Source organism: Methylocystis silviterrae (assembly GCF_013350005.1).
Classification (GTDB): Bacteria; Pseudomonadota; Alphaproteobacteria; order Rhizobiales; family Beijerinckiaceae; genus Methylocystis; species Methylocystis silviterrae.
In genome coordinates this window covers 46462-65656 of sequence record NZ_JABVWW010000012.1, presented here as the reverse complement: position 1 = coordinate 65656, position 19195 = coordinate 46462, and the positions used below count along the sequence as shown (strand labels likewise).

Genomic DNA, 19195 nt, shown 5'->3' with positions numbered 1-19195 from the left:
AAATGAAAAACTTCCTGACGAGCGCCTTCAACAGGGCGACGCAACTGACGCGCGAGCAAAATCTCAACGAAGCGACGCGCGTGCTGATGCGCGCGCTGACGAGCGGCGCCGCGGCGCCGGCGCCGCAGCCGGCCGCGCATGCCGAGCCTCATCCCCCGACTTTTCGTCTGCGCCGTCCGCTCGGCGAGACGGTGGAATTGCTGCGTCATGCCGGTCTTCCGGGCCTCGATCAAAGCGGCGCGCCGCTCGTCGGCCTACGAAAAACCCCGAAAATCGACGTTCCGCCGGGCGCCGCCTATCTCTCGCGCAGCTATGTCGGGCCGGCCGGCGCCCGCGACTATAAGGTCTATGCGCCCAATGGCGTTGGAGACGGCAATCGGCCGTTAATCGTGATGCTTCACGGCTGCGCGCAGAATCCCGACGACTTCGCCGTCGGCTCGCGCATGAATGAGCTGGCTGAAGAACATGGTTTCATCGTCGCCTATCCTGCGCAGTCGACCACGGCCAATCAAATGGGCTGCTGGAACTGGTTCAACCCGGCGGATCAGACCCGCGAGAAGGGCGAACCCAGCCTCATCGCCGGCATGACGCGCGCCGTCATGGCGGAGTGGCGCGTCGATCAGTCGCGCGTTTATGTGGCGGGTTTGTCGGCCGGCGGCGCCATGGCCGCGACCATGGCCGCGACCTATCCGGAACTCTACGCCGCAGTGGGCATTCATTCCGGCCTCGCGCATGGCTCGGCGAGCGACGTCGCCTCCGCCTTCGCGGCGATGGGCGGCAAATTCGAACTCGGCGCGGCGCGCAGGACGCTGTCTGACGGCGTGCGGACGATCGTTTTCCACGGCGAAGCCGACCAGAAGGTGCATCCGACCAACGGCGAAACGATCATTGCGAGGGCTCGGCTCGATCTTGCCGATGCGCTGGCGCGCGAAACGCGCGAGACCGGAACGGCGGGCGGCCGCACGTACAACCGCACCGTCATCGCGGACGCACGCGGCGTGCCGCAGCTGGAGCATTGGGCTGTCGAGGGGCTCGGCCACGCCTGGTCGGGCGGCAATCCCGACGGCTCCTTCGCCGAACGCCATGGCCCCGAGGCCTCGCGCGAGATGGTGCGGTTTTTCCTGGCGGACGCGACGCCGTAGCGCAGGCGCCGTCATGCGCCTGTCTTACAGGCGCGCCATCTGCGCGCCATGGCCTATCTGCGCGCGCTCGCCTTTGCCCTCACGCTGACGGGCGCTTTCATCTTCCTTGTTCCGCTACAGGCGCTGGCGCGCCGGCGCGGCTGGCCGATTCAGCATGTGGTTCAGACGCGCTTTTGTCGCCTCGTCTGCGCCGTCATTGGCGTAAAGGTCGACGCGCGCAGCGCCCTGCCCTCAAAGGCGCCGCGCTTTGTCGTCGCCAACCATGTGTCATGGACCGACATCGTCGCGCTCGCGAGCGTCTATCCGTTGGTCTTCCTGGCGAAGAGCGAAGTCGCGAGTTGGCCTGTGCTCGGACTGCTGGCGCGGCTGCAAGGCACGGTCTTCGTCAAACGCGGCGCGAGGCAGGATATTGCGCGCGTCAATGACGCGCTCGCTGACGTGCTGCGCTCGGGCGGCGATCTCGTCGTCTTTCCCGAAGGCACGTCGAGCGACGGCGCCGCGGTTCTGCCTTTTCGTTCGGCGCATTTCGCGCCGCTGGAGGCGATGGCGGCGCGCGGCGAAGCGCCGACGCTCGCGCCGGTCGCGATCTCTTACTCCAATGGCGCGCGCAGGATCGATGTCGGCTGGTATGGCGACATGACCTTCCTGCCGCATCTGTGGAGCTTGATGAAGCGCGGCCGCACGCAGTGTCACATTATGTTCGGGGAAGCGATCGAGACGAGCGACAAGGACCGCAAGACGCTCGCGGCGGAGACGCATGCGTGTGTACAGAAACTGCTAGCGTCGCATGGCCGCAACCTTGCATCGCCGCAGTCCTCGTGCTTCGAGACGGTTGCTGCGCAACCTCCTCAGCATGAGGACTGCTTGTAGCGGCCTCAAGGGAATTCCATTTGCGCAAACCAAGGCGCCTCATCCTGAGGAGCGCACGCAGCGCGCGTCTCGAAGGACGAGGGGCCGCTTTCATTGGCGCGCTTTCATTCCCGGCAGGCCCTTCGCATGTCGGCAATGACGGAAGCGCTAAGCCGCGCGGCGCTGCGGCGCGCCGCCGAAAAATTCGAGATAGCGCGCGTCGATTTCAGCGACGGGCATGACGACGAAAACATCCGTCGTGTTGAATTTGCGGTCGACGACGGCGCCGTCGCCAAAACGCGCGCCGAGCCGCAGATAGCCTTTGATCAGCGGCGACAGCGAGTCGCGCGCCTTGCGCGCATCGAAGGCGTCGCGCGCCAGCATCCGCATCGGCGTGTGCAGCTCGTCTCGCGCGCTGACGCGCCACGCATCTTCCACGGGCGCGTAATGCGCCAGATAGCTCAACGCCTGCGCATGGGCGAGCGGATTGGCGCCGTGCAGGCTTGCGCAGCCGAACATCACGTCGATGTCATGCGCCCGCACATAGGCGAGAAGCCCGCGCCACAGAAGTTCAATGGTGCGCTTGCCGCGATAGGGCGCGAGCACGCAGGAGCGCCCGAGCTCCAGCGCGCGCTTGCCGGCGTGACGGGCGAGGAGCGGCGCGACGTCATATTCGCTTTCGGAATAAAAGCCGCCGGCCCTCCTCGCCATATCGTCGCGCATCAGCCGATAGGCGCCGACGATCTTCGGCCTGATCTTGCCGCGCCGTGTCTGCGCCGCGTGATCGATGACGATGAGATGATCGCAATATTTGTCGAAATGGTCGGCGTCGCGGCGGGTGAAGGCGGTGCGCGCGTCGGGAATGGCGCCGCCTTCCTTGTAGAAGACGTCGTAGCGCAGGCGCTGCGCCTTGCGCACTTCCCTCTTGCCGCGCGCGAGCCGCACTTCCAGCGCGCCGAGACGGCCGAGCGTTTCACTGAGCGCTTTCTTGGCCGCTTTCGGCTTTCTTGAATCCGCTTGCGGTAAATTGACGAGGGCGAAGATCGTCTGACCGAAATCCGCGTTGACCGTCCACATGTGCGACTCGCTCCGCTGCGATCTCCCCGTTTGAAGATCACGGGGAAGCGAAGCTTTTGTGACGCGAGAATTGCTGCTGTGACTCGCCAGTTACGGTTTACACTTGAACTTCTCGCCCCGGGAGACCGAATGTTCAAATCTCATCTGATCGTCAGCGCTGCGATCTGCGCTTTTGTTTTCGCGACAATCGCGGCGCAGGCGGAACCGCCCCCCTCGCTCGGATGTTACGCGCGCGCCTATGACAAGGCGCATCTTTCCGCCCATAAAAGCCAGATCGTCGACAAGGCGTGGCTGTCGATCGAGACGCGAAAAGACACGCCGCCCTATCCGTTTTTGGCGACGCTGCAATTTTCGACTAAGGGGCGCGGCAAGGCGACCTTCTCCACCTTCGGCGCCTGCAAGGAGGACCGCGGCGCCCTCTTATGCAACGCTTCGGTCTCCGCCGAGGAAACCGACCTCTGCAAGGCCAAGAACGACGGCGTGCATCATTGCCGGATCGGCTACAGCGAGTCCGGCGCGTTCCGCATCGCCGCGAAGCCCGAGGGCGTGCTCGTGACGGTCGTCGAGCGGCTGGAAATGCCGGGGCCCGATTCGGGCGGGCGCGCCAGCTATCTCTATCTCAGCCCGAACAATGCGGAGAACCACGCCTTTCTGCTCCAGCCCGCGGACGCGAAGGCCTGCGAATAGCGCCCATTAAAGTCCCGCTTGCCGAATCTGCGCAGATGCCGGACGCTCATCCCAGCCCGACTGGAATTTTCCCCTTTATCCACTAACTTATCCACATGTTGTCGCTTTATTAATTTTCACCACTATATCTTGACGTCGTCGCAAGACTCACGCAGTCTGGAGGCAACACGCAATGGCGACGCGGCGAACGATCCTTGAGACGTTCGGCGGCTCTCGGCGACAGCCGGACGTGAGCGTTGCTTTGCGTGGGCGTGATCCTCGTTTTCAGCGTGCTTTCAATCGCGGCGTATCCATCCGCGAGCGCGGGGCGCGCGTCTTTCGAGTTCAGAATTGGCAAGAAATTGCGTCGCGGGCCAGCGAGCGGCTGCGTGCGGGCGGACGCCTGCGCTTTGAGGGGATGGAACGATGAAAATTGAGCGGCGCTATACCAAGGCGGGCGAATCTCCTTATGCGAACATTCCGTTCCGCACGACGAAGAGCGAGATCCGCAACCCCGACGGCTCGATTGTCTTTTCCCTCGACAATATCGACGTCCCCAACCAGTGGAGCCAGGTCGCCGCCGACGTTCTGGCGCAGAAATATTTCCGCAAGGCCGGCGTGCCGGCGCGCTTGAAGCGCGTCGAGGAAAACGCCGTCCCGTCCTTCCTGTGGCGCTCGGTCGCCGATACGGAAGCGCTCAGCGAACTCCCCAAGGACCAGCGCAGCGGCTCCGAAATCTCGGCCAAGCAGGTCTTCGACCGTCTCGCCGGCGCCTGGACCTATTGGGGCTGGAAGGGCGGCTATTTCGATACTGAGGAAGACGCCCAGGCGTTCAGCGACGAGCTTCGCTACATGCTCGCCATGCAGATGGCGGCGCCCAATTCCCCCCAATGGTTCAACACCGGCCTGCACTGGGCTTACGGCGTCGACGGGCCGAGCCAGGGCCATTTCTACGTCGACTACGCCAATGGCAAGATGGTGAAGTCGAAATCGGCCTATGAGCATCCGCAGCCGCACGCCTGCTTCATCCAGTCGATCGCCGACGATCTCGTCAATGACGGCGGCATCATGGATCTCTGGGTGCGCGAGGCGCGGCTGTTCAAATATGGCTCCGGCACCGGCACCAATTTCTCGAAGCTGCGCGGCGAGAAGGAGAAGCTTTCGGGCGGCGGCTCGTCCTCCGGCCTGATGTCCTTCCTCAAGATCGGCGACCGCGCGGCGGGCGCGATCAAATCCGGCGGCACGACGCGGCGCGCCGCGAAAATGGTCGTCGTCGACATCGACCATCCCGACGTCGAAGCCTTCATCGATTGGAAGGTGAAAGAGGAAGAGAAGGTCGCCTCGCTGGTCACCGGCTCGAAGATCGTCAAGAAGCATTTGAAGGCGATCATGCGCGCCTGCATGAACTGCGAAGGCCCCGGCGACGACTGCTTCAACCCCGAGATCAATCCGGCGCTGAAACGCGAGATCAAGCTCGCGCGCAAAAACGACGTGCCGGACAATTACATCAAACGCGTCATTCAGTTCGCCAAGCAGGGCTACAAGGACATTCACTTCGACACCTATGACACGGACTGGGACAGCGAAGCCTATCTCACCGTCTCGGGCCAGAACTCCAACAACTCCGTGCGGGTTACGGACGAATTCCTGCAGGCGGTCGAGAAGGACGGCGACTGGACCCTCATCAAGCGCCTCGACGGCAAGCCGGCGAAGTCGCTGAAAGCCCGCGATCTGTGGGAGAAGATCGGCTACGCCGCCTGGGCCTCCGCCGATCCGGGAATCCAGTTCCATACGACGATCAACGACTGGCACACCTGCCCGGCGGGCGGCCCCATCCGCGCGTCGAATCCGTGTTCGGAATATATGTTCCTCGACGACACGGCCTGTAACCTCGCCTCGCTCAATCTGCTGCAGTTCCGCGATCTCGAGACCAAGCGCATCGACGTCGAGTCCTACGAGCACGCCGTGCGGCTGTGGACGGTGGTGCTCGAAATCTCGGTGCTGATGGCGCAGTTTCCTTCAAAGGAAATCGCGCAGCTGTCCTATGACTACCGCACGCTGGGCCTCGGCTTCGCCAATGTCGGCGGCCTGTTGATGTCGTCTGGCGTCGCCTATGACAGCGAGGCGGGCCGCGCCATCGCCGGCGCTCTTTCGGCGATCATGACGGGCGTGTGCTACGCGACCTCCGCCGAAATGGCCAAGGAGCGCGGCCCCTTCGCGCGCTTCATGGAGAATCGCGAAGCGATGCTGCGGGTCATCCGCAATCATCGCCGCGCCGCGCATGGCGAACGCGTCGGCTATGAGCAGCTCGCGATCACGCCGGTGCCGCTTGACGTCGCCGCCTGCCCCGATCAGCTCTTGGTCGAGCGCGCCGGCGCCGCCTGGGACAAGGCGCTCGCGCAAGGCGAACTCTACGGCTATCGCAACGCGCAAGTCACGGTCGTCGCGCCGACCGGCACCATCGGCCTGGTGATGGATTGCGACACCACCGGCATCGAGCCCGATTTCGCGCTCGTCAAATTCAAGAAGCTCGCCGGCGGCGGCTATCTCAAGATCGTCAACCGCGCCGTGCCGGAAGGGCTGCGTTCGCTCGGATATCGCGAGAGCGAGATCGCCGAGATCGAGGCCTATGCCGTCGGCCACGCCTCGCTCTCCAACGCGCCCGCGATCAACACCACGAGCCTGCGGGCGAAGGGTTTCACCGACGAGAAGATCGCGGCGGTGGAAGGAGCGCTGCGCAGCGCCTTCGACATCAAATTCGTCTTCAACAAATGGACGCTCGGGCAGGACTTTCTCACCGGCGTGTTGAAAGTTCCAGCGGCCGCGCTCGACGACAAGAACTTCGATCTGCTGACGCATCTGGGATTCTCGCGCGCCGACATCGACGCCGCGAATGTCCATATCTGCGGCGCAATGACTCTGGAAGGCGCGCCGCATTTGAAGCGCGAGCATTATCCGGTGTTCGACTGCGCCAATCCCTGCGGGCGCACCGGCAAGCGCTATCTTCTGGTCGACTCGCATATCCGCATGATGGCGGCGGCGCAGCCCTTCATCTCGGGCGCGATCAGCAAGACCATCAACATGCCCAATGACGCCTCGATCGAGGATTGCGAACAGGCCTATCTGCTGTCCTGGCGCCTCGGGCTGAAGGCCAACGCGCTCTATCGCGACGGCTCCAAGCTCTCGCAGCCGCTCTCGGCGCAACTTATCGCCGGCGACGACGACATCGACGCGATGGACGTCGTCGAGGAACTCGTGACCGCCAATATGCCGGCGCGCGCGGCGGCCGTCGCCGAACGCATCGTCGAGCGCGTCGTGCATCAGGTGATCCGCGAGCGCGAGAAGCTGCCGAACCGGCGCAAGAGCTACATTCAGAAGGCGACGGTCGGCGGCCACAAGGTCTATCTGCACACGGGCGAATATGAAGACGGGCGGCTCGGCGAAATCTTCATCGACATGCACAAGGAAGGCGCGGCCTTCCGAAGCCTGATGAATAATTTCGCCATCGCGATTTCGCTCGGCCTGCAATATGGCGTGCCGCTCGAGGAATATGTCGACGCCTTCACCTTCACCCGCTTCGAGCCCGCGGGTCCGGTGCAAGGCAATGACGCGATCAAATACGCGACCTCGATCCTCGACTATGTGTTCCGCGAGCTGGCCGTCTCCTATCTCGGCCGCAACGATCTCGCGCATGTCTCGCCCGAAGACATCGGCCATGACGTGCTCGGCAAGGGCCAGCATGAGGGCAAGGCGCCCGAGACGAATTCCGTCGTCTCGCGCGGTCTGCTGCGCTCCAAGACCGACAGGCTGATGGTGGTGCAAGGCGGCGAAGCTCTTGGCGCCGCTCGAAACATCGGCGGCGCGGTCGCGCTGCGCGAGACGCCGGACGCGGCGCATGAGGCGGAAGATCCGACCTCGACGCTCGGCTGGACCGAGCCGACGAAGAGCGTCACCGGCGTCGCCGAAAAGCGCGCCGAAGCGCGCATGAAGGGCTATGTCGGCGAAGCCTGTCCCGAGTGCGCGAATTTTACGCTGGTGAGGAACGGCACATGTTTGAAGTGCGAGACCTGCGGCGCGACGACGGGGTGTTCGTGAGGAAATCACCGAATTAACGGAGACATGGACATCATGGCGAAAAATGAGAAAACGAGCGGCCGCGTTGCAACGATCGCCTCCAAAGCCTTGCAAAAGCCAAGCTCAGCAACAAGGAAACAAATCAAGACGCTTGCTGCCTCTGCATTGACGCAAGCTGCCGACAAATCCGGCACAAAATCGCGCAAAAAGTAAACCGCGCCGCCCGCCTCGGTCGGTGCCTCACCCTCGTCCCTCGAGACGCCGCTCCGCGGCTCCTCAGGATGAGGACTGCTTTGTTGGCGCTCTATAGTCGCGAGCGGAAAGCGTCGGTAACACTCTGCACGCTGCGCAACCCAAGGCCCCTCATCCTGAGGAGCGCGCGAAGCTCGCGTCTCGAAGGGCGAGGGGCAAGCGTCGGCGCGTCTGGCCGCCAGCTTTTCCGCCTCCCAACAATTTTCCCTGCCCGACGCCTCTTGAAGACCGGGCGCGCCGCTCTGTTTAATCAAGAGCGCGGCCGCGCGCCAAATCGCCGCGCAGGAGCAAGAAACATGGACGCGAAGAGAGCCACCACCCCTGAAGAACGCCATGAGCTGCGCGAGGTCGTCGGCCTGTTCGACACCGTCGACACACTGCAGTCGGCGATCGACGATCTTCTCACCGGCGGTTTCGACCGCTCGGAGATCAGCCTTCTCGCCGAAGAGGACAAAGTGCGCGAAAAGCTCGGCGACACGGACGTGAGCGCCGACTCGCTTGAAGATAGCCCCAGAGCGCCGCGCACGCCTTACATCGACAGCGAGTCGCTCAATATCGGCAAGGCCTCGATCGTCGGCGTGCTGTTCTACGTCGGCGCCTTCATCGGCGCGGGAGTAACGCTTGCCTGGGGCCTGTCGCTGACCAGCGCCATCGCAGTTGGACTGCTGACCGGCGGCGCAGCCGGCATTTTGGGCCTGCTGGCTTCGAAGCTCGTCGGCGATCGCCAGACCAAATGGGCGCAGTCGCAGTTGAAGCATGGCGGACTGCTGCTTTGGGCCCGCGTCTGGAACGACGAGCGCGAACGCGCGGCGATGGAAATCATGCAGCGCCACGGCGGCCGCGACGTGCATGCGCATGTGGGAGCATAAGCGCAGCCGTCGATTGTCAACAGCGCGCATCGCTCTTATCATTGCATTGTAAGGCCCGCGGCCGATCGGCGGCGGTCGGGTTCCTGTGCGTGACGCCATGCGTGTCTCATGCGTGTCTTGGCGATTTTCATTGTTTTTTGCTTTTGGGTCGTTGCGGCGCGGTCGGCCTTTGCTGGCGCTTGGCTCATGCCGCCCGGCGCAGGACAGGCGATCGTCACCACGACCTTCGCCGACGCGCGCAAAGCCTATGACGCCAAGGGCCGACTGATCCAGACGCCCTCCTATCGTAAGTTCGAGACGCGCGTATACGTCGAGCACGGCCTGTTCGACTGGCTGACGATCGTCGCCGAAGGCGGCTATATGAATTTCCGCGGCGCCGCAGGGTCCTACGACCATCTCAACCTGCTCATCGAGGAAGCCAAGGCCGGCCTGCCGCTATCGCTCCAAGGACCGCCGGGCGCACGCTATGAAGGCCTCGGATTAGGCGCGCTCGGCGCGCGGACGCTACTCTTCACCTGGGGCGATTACATCGTCTCGCTGCAGGCGGGGGTGCGTGCGGCCTCCCCGGCCGCGCGGCGATTCCTCGATATGCGCGATCCCCTGCAGGCCGACCTGCGGCTGCTTGTTGGCCGGCCCTTCGAGCTTTTCGGCTTTCCCGGCTTTGTCGACGCGCAGCTGGGGTATCGGTCGCGCGGACAGAATGGCGATGAGATCCGCGCCGACCTCACCGCCGGACTGCGCCCCCTGCCCCCGATCCTGCTTCTCGCCCAAAGCTTCTCCGCCTTTGCGCCGAGAGGCGGCCCGGCGGGCGTCGTCGCCGCGCAGAAATTTCAGCTGAGCGCGGTCTACGACGTGACCGCGTCGCTTTCGTTGCAGATCGGCGCTATCGCCGCGATCGGGGGCGTCAACTCGCCCGCCGAGCGCGGTCTGATCAGCGCATTCTGGTGGCGATATTAGTTCGCAACCTGCTCCACCCTGACATGTGCGACGCCCGCCGATCTGAAACCGAGGCTGTCCGCGGCCGCGACTGAGACATCAATAACCCGGCCGCGCGTAAACGGCCCGCGATCGTTCACCGTGACGACGATCGAACGATTGTTGCGCAAATTGGTCACGCGCACCTTCGATCCGAACGGCAATGTCCGATGGGCGGCCGTCAGCGCGCCGACATGCGCGCCGCTCGCCGTGCGCCCCCTGTGCGCGTAATAGGACGCTTGGCCGACCCATTCACCCGCTTTCGTCGCCGTGGACGCGAATAGGCTGACGGCGCCAAGGGCCAGAACTCCGGACACAAACTTTTTCACAACATTCTCCTTGCAAAGGCCGCAAGCGACTCCGCAGATCCGTCGCCAATAGAAATCGCTCGTGACCAAACAATGGCGAGATCAAAATCGCCACGCGGCCCGTTGCTGAACACTTCAAAAATTATGAAGCCGCGCTTAAACTAACATTGTTCCATTACTGCTTATTCTTGTCTTTGACAGACATGACTGCTCTGCGCGTAGAAACGTCTTTTATGTCTGTGACATAAGCGCAACACTTCCAAACTATTTTCAGCAGGAGACTCCGCCCCCTGCTCAAGCGTCGAAGGCAGAGCTTCTTGAAGTGCGTGCGCCGCGCGCGATTTAGTGACGTTGGCGGGGTTGGCGGCGAATTTTGAGCGGCAGGACCGCGCATGGATTTTCGCCCGCCAGCGCAACTTGTTGAGACCACGATCAGGAGCTGGAAATGTCTCAATCGGTCAAGACGGCGGTCGCGACGGCCGCGCTGGTTATCGGGTTGCTGGCCCATACGGGCGTCGCTGAGGCGCAAAGGGGCGGCTTTGGCGGCCGAGGCGGCGGGTTCGGCGGCGGCGGTTTCGGCGGATTCAGAGGCGGCGGCTTCGGCGGCGGACACGGCGGCGGACTTGGCGGCGGATTTGGCGGCGGATTTGGCGGCTTCAGGGGCGGCGGTTTCGGCGGCGGCTTCCGTGGCGCGGTTCTGCCCGGCGGGGGCTTTAGAGGCGGCTGGGGCGGCGGCGGCTGGCGCGGCGCCGGCTGGGGCGGCGGATGGCGCCGCGCCGGCTGGGGCGGCGGCTGGGGCAGGCCTATGATCGGCGGTTGGGGCGGCGGATGGGGCTGGCGACGTCCGTGGGCGCGCTCCTATTGGCCGTGGTATGGCGCGGGCCTGATCGGCGCCGGATATGGCTTGGGTTGGGGTTCGTCCTATTATTCCAACATCGGCTACGGCGGCTGCTACCAGCTTCGCAGCGTGTGGACCAATTGGGGTTGGCGGCCCCAGTGGGTGAACGTCTGCTCCGGCTGGGGCGGCGGTTGGGGCGGCTGGAACACCGGTTGGGGCTGGTAAGCCGATCGCTTCGCGTCGGCATTTGAAACACACGCGCCCTCCCGGTCTGGGAGGGCGTTTTTGCATCGGGAGAGGAGCTGGAGATGTCTAAAGTAATCAAAGCGGCGGCCGCGACCGGCGCTCTGCTCATTGGCTTGATGGCCCATTCCGGCGCCTCGCAGGCGCAGCGATGGGACGGATGGCGCGGCTTCGGCTGGGGCGGCGGCGGCTTCCAAGGCGCGATACTGCCCGGCGTCCACTGGGCCGGCCGTTGGGGCGGCCGTGCCGGCCCAGGCCGGCCGGTGGGCTGGGGCCAGCCTTGGGGCTGGAGCTATTACCGCACAGACCTGCCCGCCTATTCGCCGGGATACGGCGCGGGCGTTGGTTGGGGCTGGCCCAGCTACGCCACCGCCGGCTATGGCGACTGCTATCAGATCCGCCGGGTGTGGACCCATTGGGGCTGGCGACGCCAATGGATGAACGTCTGCCCGGGCTGGGGCGGCGATGGCGGCTGGGGCTGGTAAGCCGGACTTCCACGCGGCGGCCGGCCAAGCGGTTGCGGCGACGCTGATAATGGCTAGATTGCGGGCGTCTTCACTCGCGAGGCCACCTCATGCCGCAGCATGCGCGCGTCATCATCATCGGCTCCGGTCCGGCCGGCTATACGGCGGCGATCTACGCCGCCCGCGCGCTGCTCGAGCCGATGCTCATCGCCGGCTTCGATCAGGGCGGCCAGCTCATGATCACGACCGAGGTCGAAAATTATCCCGGTTTCGCCGAGCCGATCCAAGGGCCCTGGCTCATGGAGCAGATGCGCCTGCAAGCCGAACATGTCGGGACGAAGCTCGTCTCAGATCACATTGTCGAGGCGCATCTCGACGAGCGGCCGTTCAGGCTCACCGGAGATTCGGGCAAGTCATACACCTGCGAATCGCTGATCATCGCCACTGGCGCCAAGGCGAAGTGGCTGGGTCTGCCGAGCGAGGAAAGGTTCAAGGGCTTCGGCGTCTCCGCCTGCGCGACCTGTGACGGATTTTTCTTTCGCGGCAAGAAAGTGCTTGTCGTCGGCGGCGGCAACAGCGCGGTCGAAGAGGCGCTGTATCTTTCAAATCTCGCGTCGCATGTGACGATCATCCACCGCCGCGACGAATTCCGCAGCGAGCGCGTCTTGGTGAAGCGTCTGCTGGCGCAGGAAAACGTCTCGGTTCTCTTCAATCACGTCGTCGACGAAATCGTCGGCGACGAGAACCCGCTGAGCGTCACCGGGGCGCGCGTCAAGAATGTCGCAACCGGCGCGATCCACACGCTTGAAGCGGATGGCGTCTTCATCGCGATCGGCCATTCGCCGGCTTCCGAACTTTTCCGCGGCCAGTTGACGATCAAACCGTCCGGCTACATCGCCGTCGAGCCCGGATCGACGCGCACCAGCATGCCGGGCGTCTACGCCGCCGGCGACGTCGCCGACGAAGTCTATCGCCAGGCCGTCACCGCGGCGGGCCTCGGCTGCATGGCGGCGCTCGAAGTCGAGAAATTTCTGCTCGAGGCGCCGAAGTCGGCGGTCAAGGAAATCGCCTGAGATATTTCAGACGAGCGCGCGCCTCCACCCTCCCCTTGCAAACCGGGTGTTCCCGGTTTGCGTTTTTGTAAAATAATCAAAGTCGGCAACAGCCGACTTTGATTGGGGGAGGCTCGCGCCGAAGGCGCGGGGTGGGGTGACGACCCCCACGCGCGCGCTCGACACAATATGCGGCGCGCTGTACGAGCGTCCGAATGAAAGCTCTGCTTTCACCCCACCCCGGACTGCTTCGCAGTCCGACCCTCCCCCTCAAGGGGAGGGTGAATAAACCGAGGCGCATGTCTTCCGCACCGGGCGGAGGGAATGAGGCGCAGAGCATAAAAGCGCAATGTCCGATCTCCTTCTCGAACTTTTCTCCGAAGAAATTCCGGCGCGCATGCAACGGCAGGCGGCTGACGATCTGAAGCGGCTCGTCACCAATGCGCTTGTCGATCGCGGTCTGACTTACGAAGGCGCCGCCGCCTACGCCACGCCGCGCCGTCTCGCGCTGCAAGTGGTGGGCCTGCCGTCGCGCCAGCCGGACCTGCGCGAAGAGCGCAAAGGCCCGCGCGTCGGCGCGCCGGAGGCGGCGATCGCCGGGTTTCTGAAAAGCGCCGGCCTCGCCTCGCTCGATCAGGCGAAGATCGCGAAGGACCCGAAAAAGGGCGAGTTCTATGTCGCGGTCATCGAGCGCGCCGGCGCGGAGACGATCGACGTTCTCGCTGAAATTCTGCCGACGATCGTCAAGAGCTTTCCCTGGCCGAAATCGATGCGCTGGGGCGCGGCGTCCGAGCGCGGGGATTCGCTACGCTGGGTGCGGCCGCTCCATTCCATTGTGGCGACCTTCGGACCGGAGACGGAATCTCCCGAAATCGTCCGCTTCGGGGTCGACGGAATCGCGTCGGGCAATGTGACCCACGGCCATCGCTTCCTGGCGCCGCAGCCCATTCGCGTGAAGCGCTTCGAGGATTATGCGCTCTCGCTCGAGCGCGCCAAAGTCGTGATCGATCCGGCGCGTCGGCGCGACATCATTCTGCATGACGCGAAGGATCTCGCCTTCGCGCAAGGGCTGGAGCTTGTCGAAGACCCTGCCCTGCTCGATGAAGTCGCCGGCCTCGTCGAATGGCCGGTGACGCTCATGGGCAAGTTCGACGAGAGCTTCCTCGCCATTCCGCCGGAAGTGATCCGCGCAACGATCCGCGTGAACCAGAAATGTTTCGTGCTGCGCAAGGACGACGCGCTCACCAATCGCTTCATCCTCGTCTCGAACATAGAAGCCTCCGACGGCGGCGCGACGGTCGTCGGCGGCAATGAGCGCGTCATCGCCGCGCGTCTGTCTGACGCGAAATTCTTCTATGAGACCGACCTCAAGGCGAGGCTCGAAGAGCGTCTGCCGAAGCTCGACGCCATCGTCTTTCATGAAAAGCTCGGGACGCAGGGCGAGCGCGTGAAACGCATCGCAGCGCTGGCGAAGGAGCTTGCGCCGATCGTCGGCGCCGACGCTTTTCTCGCGGAACGCGCGGCGACGCTCTGCAAGGCGGATCTCGTCTCCGAAATGGTTGGAGAATTTCCCGAACTGCAGGGTCTGATGGGCCGCTATTACGCCAGCGCGCAAGGCGAGGACGCCAGCGTCGCCGCAGCGATCGAGGACCATTACAAGCCGCAGGGACCGAACGACCGCATCCCGACCGATCCCGTATCGATCGCGGTGGCGCTCGCCGACAAGCTCGACACGCTCGTGGGTTTCTGGGCGATCGACGAAAAGCCGACGGGCAGCAAGGACCCTTACGCGCTGCGCAGAGCGGTTTTGGGCGTAATCAGGATCGCGCTGGAGAATGAGTTGAGGCTATCGCTTCACGGCGTCATGGCCGGGCTTGTCCCGGCCATCCACGCGCAGCGTAAGGGCGTGGATGCCCGGAACAAGTCCGGGCATGACGTCGCGGTGGACCTTCTCGAATTTTTCATCGATCGGCTGAAGGTCTACTTGCGCGACAAGGGGGCGCGACACGATCTGATAGATGCGGCGCTTGGCGCCGTCGCTTTCGCCGACTCCGGTGAGGAGCAAGCGACAGGCGCGCCGCTACAGGACGATCTGCTCATGATCACGCGCAAAGTCGAGGCGCTCGACACATTCCTTGCGACCGACGACGGAAAAAACCTGCTCGCCGGCTATAAGCGCGCCAGCAACATCCTGAAAGCCGAAGAGAAGAAGGACGGGCCGGACGCCTATGCGCAGCGCCATGCGCCAAACCTGCGCATCGAGCCGCAAGAGCATAAGCTTGCCGCCGCCATCGCCCGCGCGCGCGAAGAGACGGCGGAGCATCTTACGAAGGAAGATTTCGCCGGCGCCATGCGCGCGCTGTCAAAGCTTCGCGAGCCGGTCGACGTCTTCTTCGACGATGTGACGGTCAACGCCGACAACGCCGATCTGCGCCTCAACCGCCTGCGCCTCCTCGCCGAACTGCGCCGCGTGATGATGGGCGTCGCCGATTTCGGCAAGATCGCGGGAGAGACCGGGACAGCGTAACCCTCTCCCATAGGGAGAGGGTGGCTGCGAAGCAGCCGGGTGAGGGGTTCCCCTCACGACGATTTGCGCGCAGCCCCTCATCCGACCCGGCAAAAGCCCGTCGCTTGCGACGGGCGTCCTAGCGGACGCCCTTTGGCCGGGCCACCTTCTTTCTGGGGGAGAAGGAAGCGCGCCCCCTCTTGAACAGGGGGTTGAACAGTGGCCGCTGCGAAGAGCTATGCCCCATTCCCGGTGAAATTACGCGGCGCGGGCGAGATGATCTTCGCCGAACCGCCGCCGATCTCCAGCACCGACAATCCGCGCTCGTTGCCGCCGTCCGGCCTGAAGCGGAAGACGCCGTCGGCGCCGTTGAAGCCGGAAGGATTGGTCAGCACGCTTTCCGAATAGCGTTGCGATCCTTGCGAGCGCGACAGCGCGATGGCGAGCGACACGGCGTCATAGGCGAGCGTCGCGACGCGCGCCGGGTCGGACCCGTATTTGGCCTTGTAGCGCTGCGCGAAAGCGTTGAAGCCGGCGTTCTCCGGGGCGGTGAACCAGGCGCCCTGCAGCGCCGGCAGGCTCAGCGTGCGCGCGTCGTTCCACAGGCCGGTGCCGAAAATCTGCACCTTCTTGGAGTCGATGCCATTCGCCACGAGCTCTTTCGACACCGCCTGCATCGCCTCGGCCTGCTCGGGAATGAACAGCGCGTCGAACTGATCGCGCACGGCGGCTAAACGCTTCACGGAATCGCCGGGCGCGCCCGGCTTGTAGCGCTCGATGACCGGCACGCGAATGCCGTAAGTCGCGGCGCTCTGCTGGAACTGCGCCATGGCCAGCGTGCCGTAATCGTTTTCGGGCACCAGCGCCGCAATCGATTTCTTGCCGTGCTGCGACGCGTAGCTGACGCCGCGGTCGACATAGCCCTCGACCGGGAAGGACAGCAGATAGCTGCCGCGGCCCGCGGCCGAGGAGTCCGTCGAAAAGGCGATCATCGGCTTATTGGCGGAGCGCGCGACGCGGCTGGCCTCCTTGACGCCGGCGCCAAACACCGGACCCAGAACGACTTCGGCGCCCTCGTTGATCGCCGCCTGCGTCGCCGCGGCGGCGCCGGACGGCGTCGAGCGATCGTCCTTGACGAGGATCGTCACGTCATTGGCGCCGCTGTCTGCATAGGCGAGCTTTGCTGCGTTGAGCAGCGACGCGCCGACGGAGGAAGGACCTGAAGGGCCCGTCAGCGGCACGATCAGCGCGATTTTCACCGCGCCTGTTCCGATCGTCTCGCTTTCCGCGGGGGCGGTCTGGGTCGCGCCGCTGAGCTTTAGATCGCGCACGCCAGGCGCCCACGGCCCGCTCGTGGGACTGCAGGCGGCGAGCGTGGCCGCAAGGCTGACGAGCGCGGCGCGCTTCGTCACGGCCCCGCCGCGCGTGAACGCGCCGGCGCGCGCGCGAGAAGACAATGTCGACATGAAAACCCCCTGCGCGCCCGGGGCTCCCGCCATGGCGCGGCTATTCCGCGCTAAGGGTCCGAGTCCCTAGCCGAAAGTCAATAGACGGTCCATTTGGAGGAATTGCGGCTGGCGTGCAGTTGGCGCTTGTCCTCTTAAACGAACATCTAGTATCTTAAAACGAACAAAGAGCGACGCGCATGACCATCGAGGCCATTTCTCCGCCTGCTGCGAGCTACACCGCCTTCGGCCTGCGCGCCGAAGCCGAGAGAATCGAGCCGGGACTGCACCTTGTCGCGACTCCGATCGGCAATCTGAAGGACGTTTCATTTCGCGCGCTCTCCACCCTCGCCGCGGCGGACGCCGTGGTCGCCGAGGACACAAGGGTCACCAAGACGCTGCTCGCCCATTATGGAATTTCGACGCCGCTGATCGCCTATCATGAGCACAACGCCAGGGTGATCCGCCCTCACCTTCTGGCGCGCCTCGAGGCGGGGGCGAAGCTCGCGCTCGTCTCCGACGCCGGCACCCCGCTCGTCTCCGATCCGGGTCTTCGGCTCGTCCAGGAGGCGCTGGAAAAAGGCGTGCATGTGACGTCAGTGCCCGGCCCTTCCGCCGTGCTGGCGGCGCTGGTCGTCGCCGGATTGCCGACCGACCGCTTCTTCTTCGAGGGGTTTCTGCCCCACAAGAGCGGTCCGCGGCGGGCGCGGCTCGCCGAACTCGCGCCCATTCCCGGCACGCTGGTGTTTTTCGAAAGCCCGCGCCGACTGGCCGAAACGCTCGCCGATTGCGCGGCGATTCTCGGCAAGCGCAACGCCGCGATCGCCCGCGAACTGACCAAGCTGTTCGAATCGGTCCGTCGCGGGACGCTTGACGAACTCGCGGCGACGCTCGCCGAAGAGGAGCCGCCAAGGGGCGAGATCGTGCTGCTCGTCGCCCCGCCCGGCGCCGACGCGGCGCAGACCGCGGCCGCCGATCTCGACGCCAAAATCGAAGAGGCGCTCACGGCGCATTCGGTGAAGGACGCGGCAAGCGTCGTTTCGGCGGCGACAGGCCAGCCGCGCCGACAGGTCTATGCGCGGGCGCTGGAGCTGGCGGCCGGGCGGGGGAAGTAAGATGAACTTGCGCCCCCTCCCCAACCCTCCCCCGCTGCGCGGGAGAGGGAGTCCGACTCGGGTCCCTGCAATGAAACTGCACAATCTGCGTCGTTAGGGTCCCCTCTCCCGCGCAGCGGGGAGGGACAGGGAGGGGGCATAGTGATCGCGCCCGTTTCATTGTGAGCGAGACAAAGCACGACGCCCGGCGCGCCGCTTACGCCTACGGCCTTCGCGCCGAGACGGCGGCGACGCTGTGGCTGCGGGCGCGGCTCTATCAGATCCTGGCGCGGAATTTTCGCGCGCATGGCGGCGAAATCGACATTATCGCGAAGCGCGGCCGCACGATCGTCTTCGTCGAAGTGAAGGCGCGCGCCGATCTCGAGGACGCGGCCATCGCCATCACGCCGCAAAAACACCGCCGCTTCTCGCAGGCTGTAGGACGCTGGCTCGCCGCGAATCCTTGGGCGATGAATTACACGCTGCGCGCCGACGCGATCTTCGTTGCGCCGCGGCGACTGCCGCGCCATCTCGAAAACGCCTTCGAGCTGCGCGTCGGATGAGGCGTATAGCGGACCTTACCAGGTCTGGATAAACCGCCGTTCGACACCCTCCAGCGCGACCGCCGTGAGCACGCCGCTACTCACGGCGCGGGTGTCGAGATTGATCCGGTTCGGCAAATCCTCAACATCATTATGCGGCGTATGCCCATGCACGATTACCTTGCCAAACGATTCGGCGCAGTCGAGAAACCCCTCGCGGATGTTCATCAGATCGTGGGAGGCCTGCAAATGCAGCGGCCTGCTGCGGCGCACGCCCGCGTGGCAGAAGAAATAGCCGCCATATTCCGCCCACAGCCGCGTTTCTTCGATGAAGCGGCGATGTTCCTGGGGGAAATGCGCGAGAAATTTGACGCGCACCTGCGACGCGCCGCCTTGCGCGACTTCCTCGCCCGCGTCCACGCCATAGGAATGCAGCGTCGTCAGCGCGCCGTTTGCAACCCAGTCGTCGAGCGCTGCCGCGTCGTTGAGGAAACGCAGCAGCGCTTCTTCATGGTTGCCGCGCAGCGCGACGATGGGCGTTGGGAAATCGCCGGTGGACAAGCGCTTTAAAACGCCGTTCGAGCCAAGTCCACGGTCGATATAGTCGCCGATGAAGACGGTGACCGCCTGTTGGCAAGGGCGCGCCCTGAGATCTTCGACCATCGCTTCGGCGAGAACGTGGAGAAGATCGGCGCGGCCATGAATGTCGCCGATCGCATAGATGCGCATGCCGGGCGGCGCCTCGGCGGTCTTCAAAGCGGAGGGGAACCAACGCGTCGTCATGGCTTCTCCCGAAGTG

The 19195-nt window shown here is 64.6% G+C and carries 17 protein-coding genes; 13 read left to right on the top strand and 4 right to left on the bottom strand.

Annotated features, from left to right (window positions below):
• Positions 1–2 precede the first annotated feature (2 nt).
• Together HUN39_RS13085 and HUN39_RS13080 are read left to right on the top strand one after the other, a co-directional pair.
• Complete coding sequence (locus HUN39_RS13085; RefSeq protein ID WP_175094943.1) at positions 3–1142, top strand: extracellular catalytic domain type 1 short-chain-length polyhydroxyalkanoate depolymerase; 1140 nt, start codon at positions 3–5, stop codon at positions 1140–1142.
• 48 nt (positions 1143–1190) lie between these two features.
• Positions 1191–2012: a lysophospholipid acyltransferase family protein gene (locus tag HUN39_RS13080; protein WP_175094942.1), complete on the top strand. Its 822-nt coding sequence runs from the start codon at positions 1191–1193 to the stop codon at positions 2010–2012.
• 147 nt (positions 2013–2159) lie between these two features.
• On the opposite strand, the gene HUN39_RS13075 is transcribed toward HUN39_RS13080, so the two are convergent.
• Positions 2160–3068, bottom strand: a complete 909-nt coding sequence (locus HUN39_RS13075) for a GNAT family N-acetyltransferase (RefSeq protein WP_175094941.1) — start codon at positions 3066–3068, stop codon at positions 2160–2162.
• A 129-nt stretch (positions 3069–3197) separates the two neighbouring features.
• Between HUN39_RS13075 and HUN39_RS13070 the strand changes: the two genes are divergently transcribed.
• The 5 genes from HUN39_RS13070 to HUN39_RS13050 all read left to right on the top strand — a co-directional run bounded on the left by HUN39_RS13070 (position 3198) and on the right by HUN39_RS13050 (position 9886).
• A complete protein-coding gene (locus tag HUN39_RS13070) occupies positions 3198–3755 on the top strand; it encodes a hypothetical protein (protein ID WP_175094940.1) in 558 nt (185 codons plus the stop codon).
• Between the two features lie 405 nt (positions 3756–4160).
• The gene (locus tag HUN39_RS13065) at positions 4161–7829 is read left to right on the top strand and encodes a vitamin B12-dependent ribonucleotide reductase (RefSeq protein WP_175094939.1); all 3669 of its coding nucleotides are present in this window, start codon (positions 4161–4163) and stop codon (positions 7827–7829) included.
• Positions 7830–7853: 24 nt separating this feature from the next.
• The gene (locus HUN39_RS13060) at positions 7854–8021 is read left to right on the top strand and encodes a hypothetical protein (RefSeq protein WP_175094889.1); all 168 of its coding nucleotides are present in this window, start codon (positions 7854–7856) and stop codon (positions 8019–8021) included.
• 335 nt (positions 8022–8356) lie between these two features.
• On the top strand, positions 8357–8929 hold the full coding sequence (locus HUN39_RS13055; RefSeq protein WP_175094938.1) for a hypothetical protein: 573 nt from the start codon (positions 8357–8359) through the stop codon (positions 8927–8929).
• Positions 8930–9115: 186 nt separating this feature from the next.
• A complete protein-coding gene (locus HUN39_RS13050) occupies positions 9116–9886 on the top strand; it encodes a hypothetical protein (protein ID WP_232366082.1) in 771 nt (256 codons plus the stop codon).
• On the opposite strand, the gene HUN39_RS13045 is transcribed toward HUN39_RS13050, so the two are convergent.
• Complete coding sequence (locus tag HUN39_RS13045; RefSeq protein ID WP_175094936.1) at positions 9883–10233, bottom strand: septal ring lytic transglycosylase RlpA family protein; 351 nt, start codon at positions 10231–10233, stop codon at positions 9883–9885. The two genes, HUN39_RS13050 and HUN39_RS13045, sit on opposite strands and share 4 nt — an antisense overlap.
• A gap of 424 nt (positions 10234–10657) precedes the next feature.
• Here HUN39_RS13045 and HUN39_RS13040 point away from each other — a divergent pair, with 424 nt between their 5' ends.
• The 4 genes from HUN39_RS13040 to glyS all read left to right on the top strand — a co-directional run bounded on the left by HUN39_RS13040 (position 10658) and on the right by glyS (position 15336).
• Positions 10658–11275, top strand: a complete 618-nt coding sequence (locus tag HUN39_RS13040; RefSeq protein WP_175094935.1) for a hypothetical protein — start codon at positions 10658–10660, stop codon at positions 11273–11275.
• A gap of 83 nt (positions 11276–11358) precedes the next feature.
• A complete protein-coding gene (locus HUN39_RS13035; RefSeq protein ID WP_175094934.1) occupies positions 11359–11778 on the top strand; it encodes a hypothetical protein in 420 nt (139 codons plus the stop codon).
• An 89-nt stretch (positions 11779–11867) separates the two neighbouring features.
• On the top strand, positions 11868–12830 hold the full coding sequence (trxB, locus tag HUN39_RS13030) for a thioredoxin-disulfide reductase (RefSeq protein ID WP_175094933.1): 963 nt from the start codon (positions 11868–11870) through the stop codon (positions 12828–12830).
• Between the two features lie 328 nt (positions 12831–13158).
• Positions 13159–15336: a glycine--tRNA ligase subunit beta gene (glyS, locus tag HUN39_RS13025; RefSeq protein WP_175094932.1), complete on the top strand. Its 2178-nt coding sequence runs from the start codon at positions 13159–13161 to the stop codon at positions 15334–15336.
• Positions 15337–15551: 215 nt separating this feature from the next.
• Here glyS and HUN39_RS13020 read toward each other — a convergent pair whose 3' ends face one another.
• Positions 15552–16781, bottom strand: a complete 1230-nt coding sequence (locus tag HUN39_RS13020) for a penicillin-binding protein activator (protein ID WP_175094931.1) — start codon at positions 16779–16781, stop codon at positions 15552–15554.
• A gap of 179 nt (positions 16782–16960) precedes the next feature.
• Here HUN39_RS13020 and rsmI point away from each other — a divergent pair, with 179 nt between their 5' ends.
• A complete protein-coding gene (gene rsmI, locus HUN39_RS13015) occupies positions 16961–17875 on the top strand; it encodes a 16S rRNA (cytidine(1402)-2'-O)-methyltransferase (RefSeq protein WP_175094930.1) in 915 nt (304 codons plus the stop codon).
• A 161-nt stretch (positions 17876–18036) separates the two neighbouring features.
• Positions 18037–18417, top strand: a complete 381-nt coding sequence (locus HUN39_RS13010; protein ID WP_175094929.1) for a YraN family protein — start codon at positions 18037–18039, stop codon at positions 18415–18417.
• Positions 18418–18432: 15 nt separating this feature from the next.
• On the opposite strand, the gene HUN39_RS13005 is transcribed toward HUN39_RS13010, so the two are convergent.
• Positions 18433–19179 (bottom strand): metallophosphoesterase, encoded by a 747-nt coding sequence (locus HUN39_RS13005; protein ID WP_175094928.1) that lies wholly within the window; start codon positions 19177–19179, stop codon positions 18433–18435.
• Between the last annotated feature and the right edge of the window lie 16 nt (positions 19180–19195).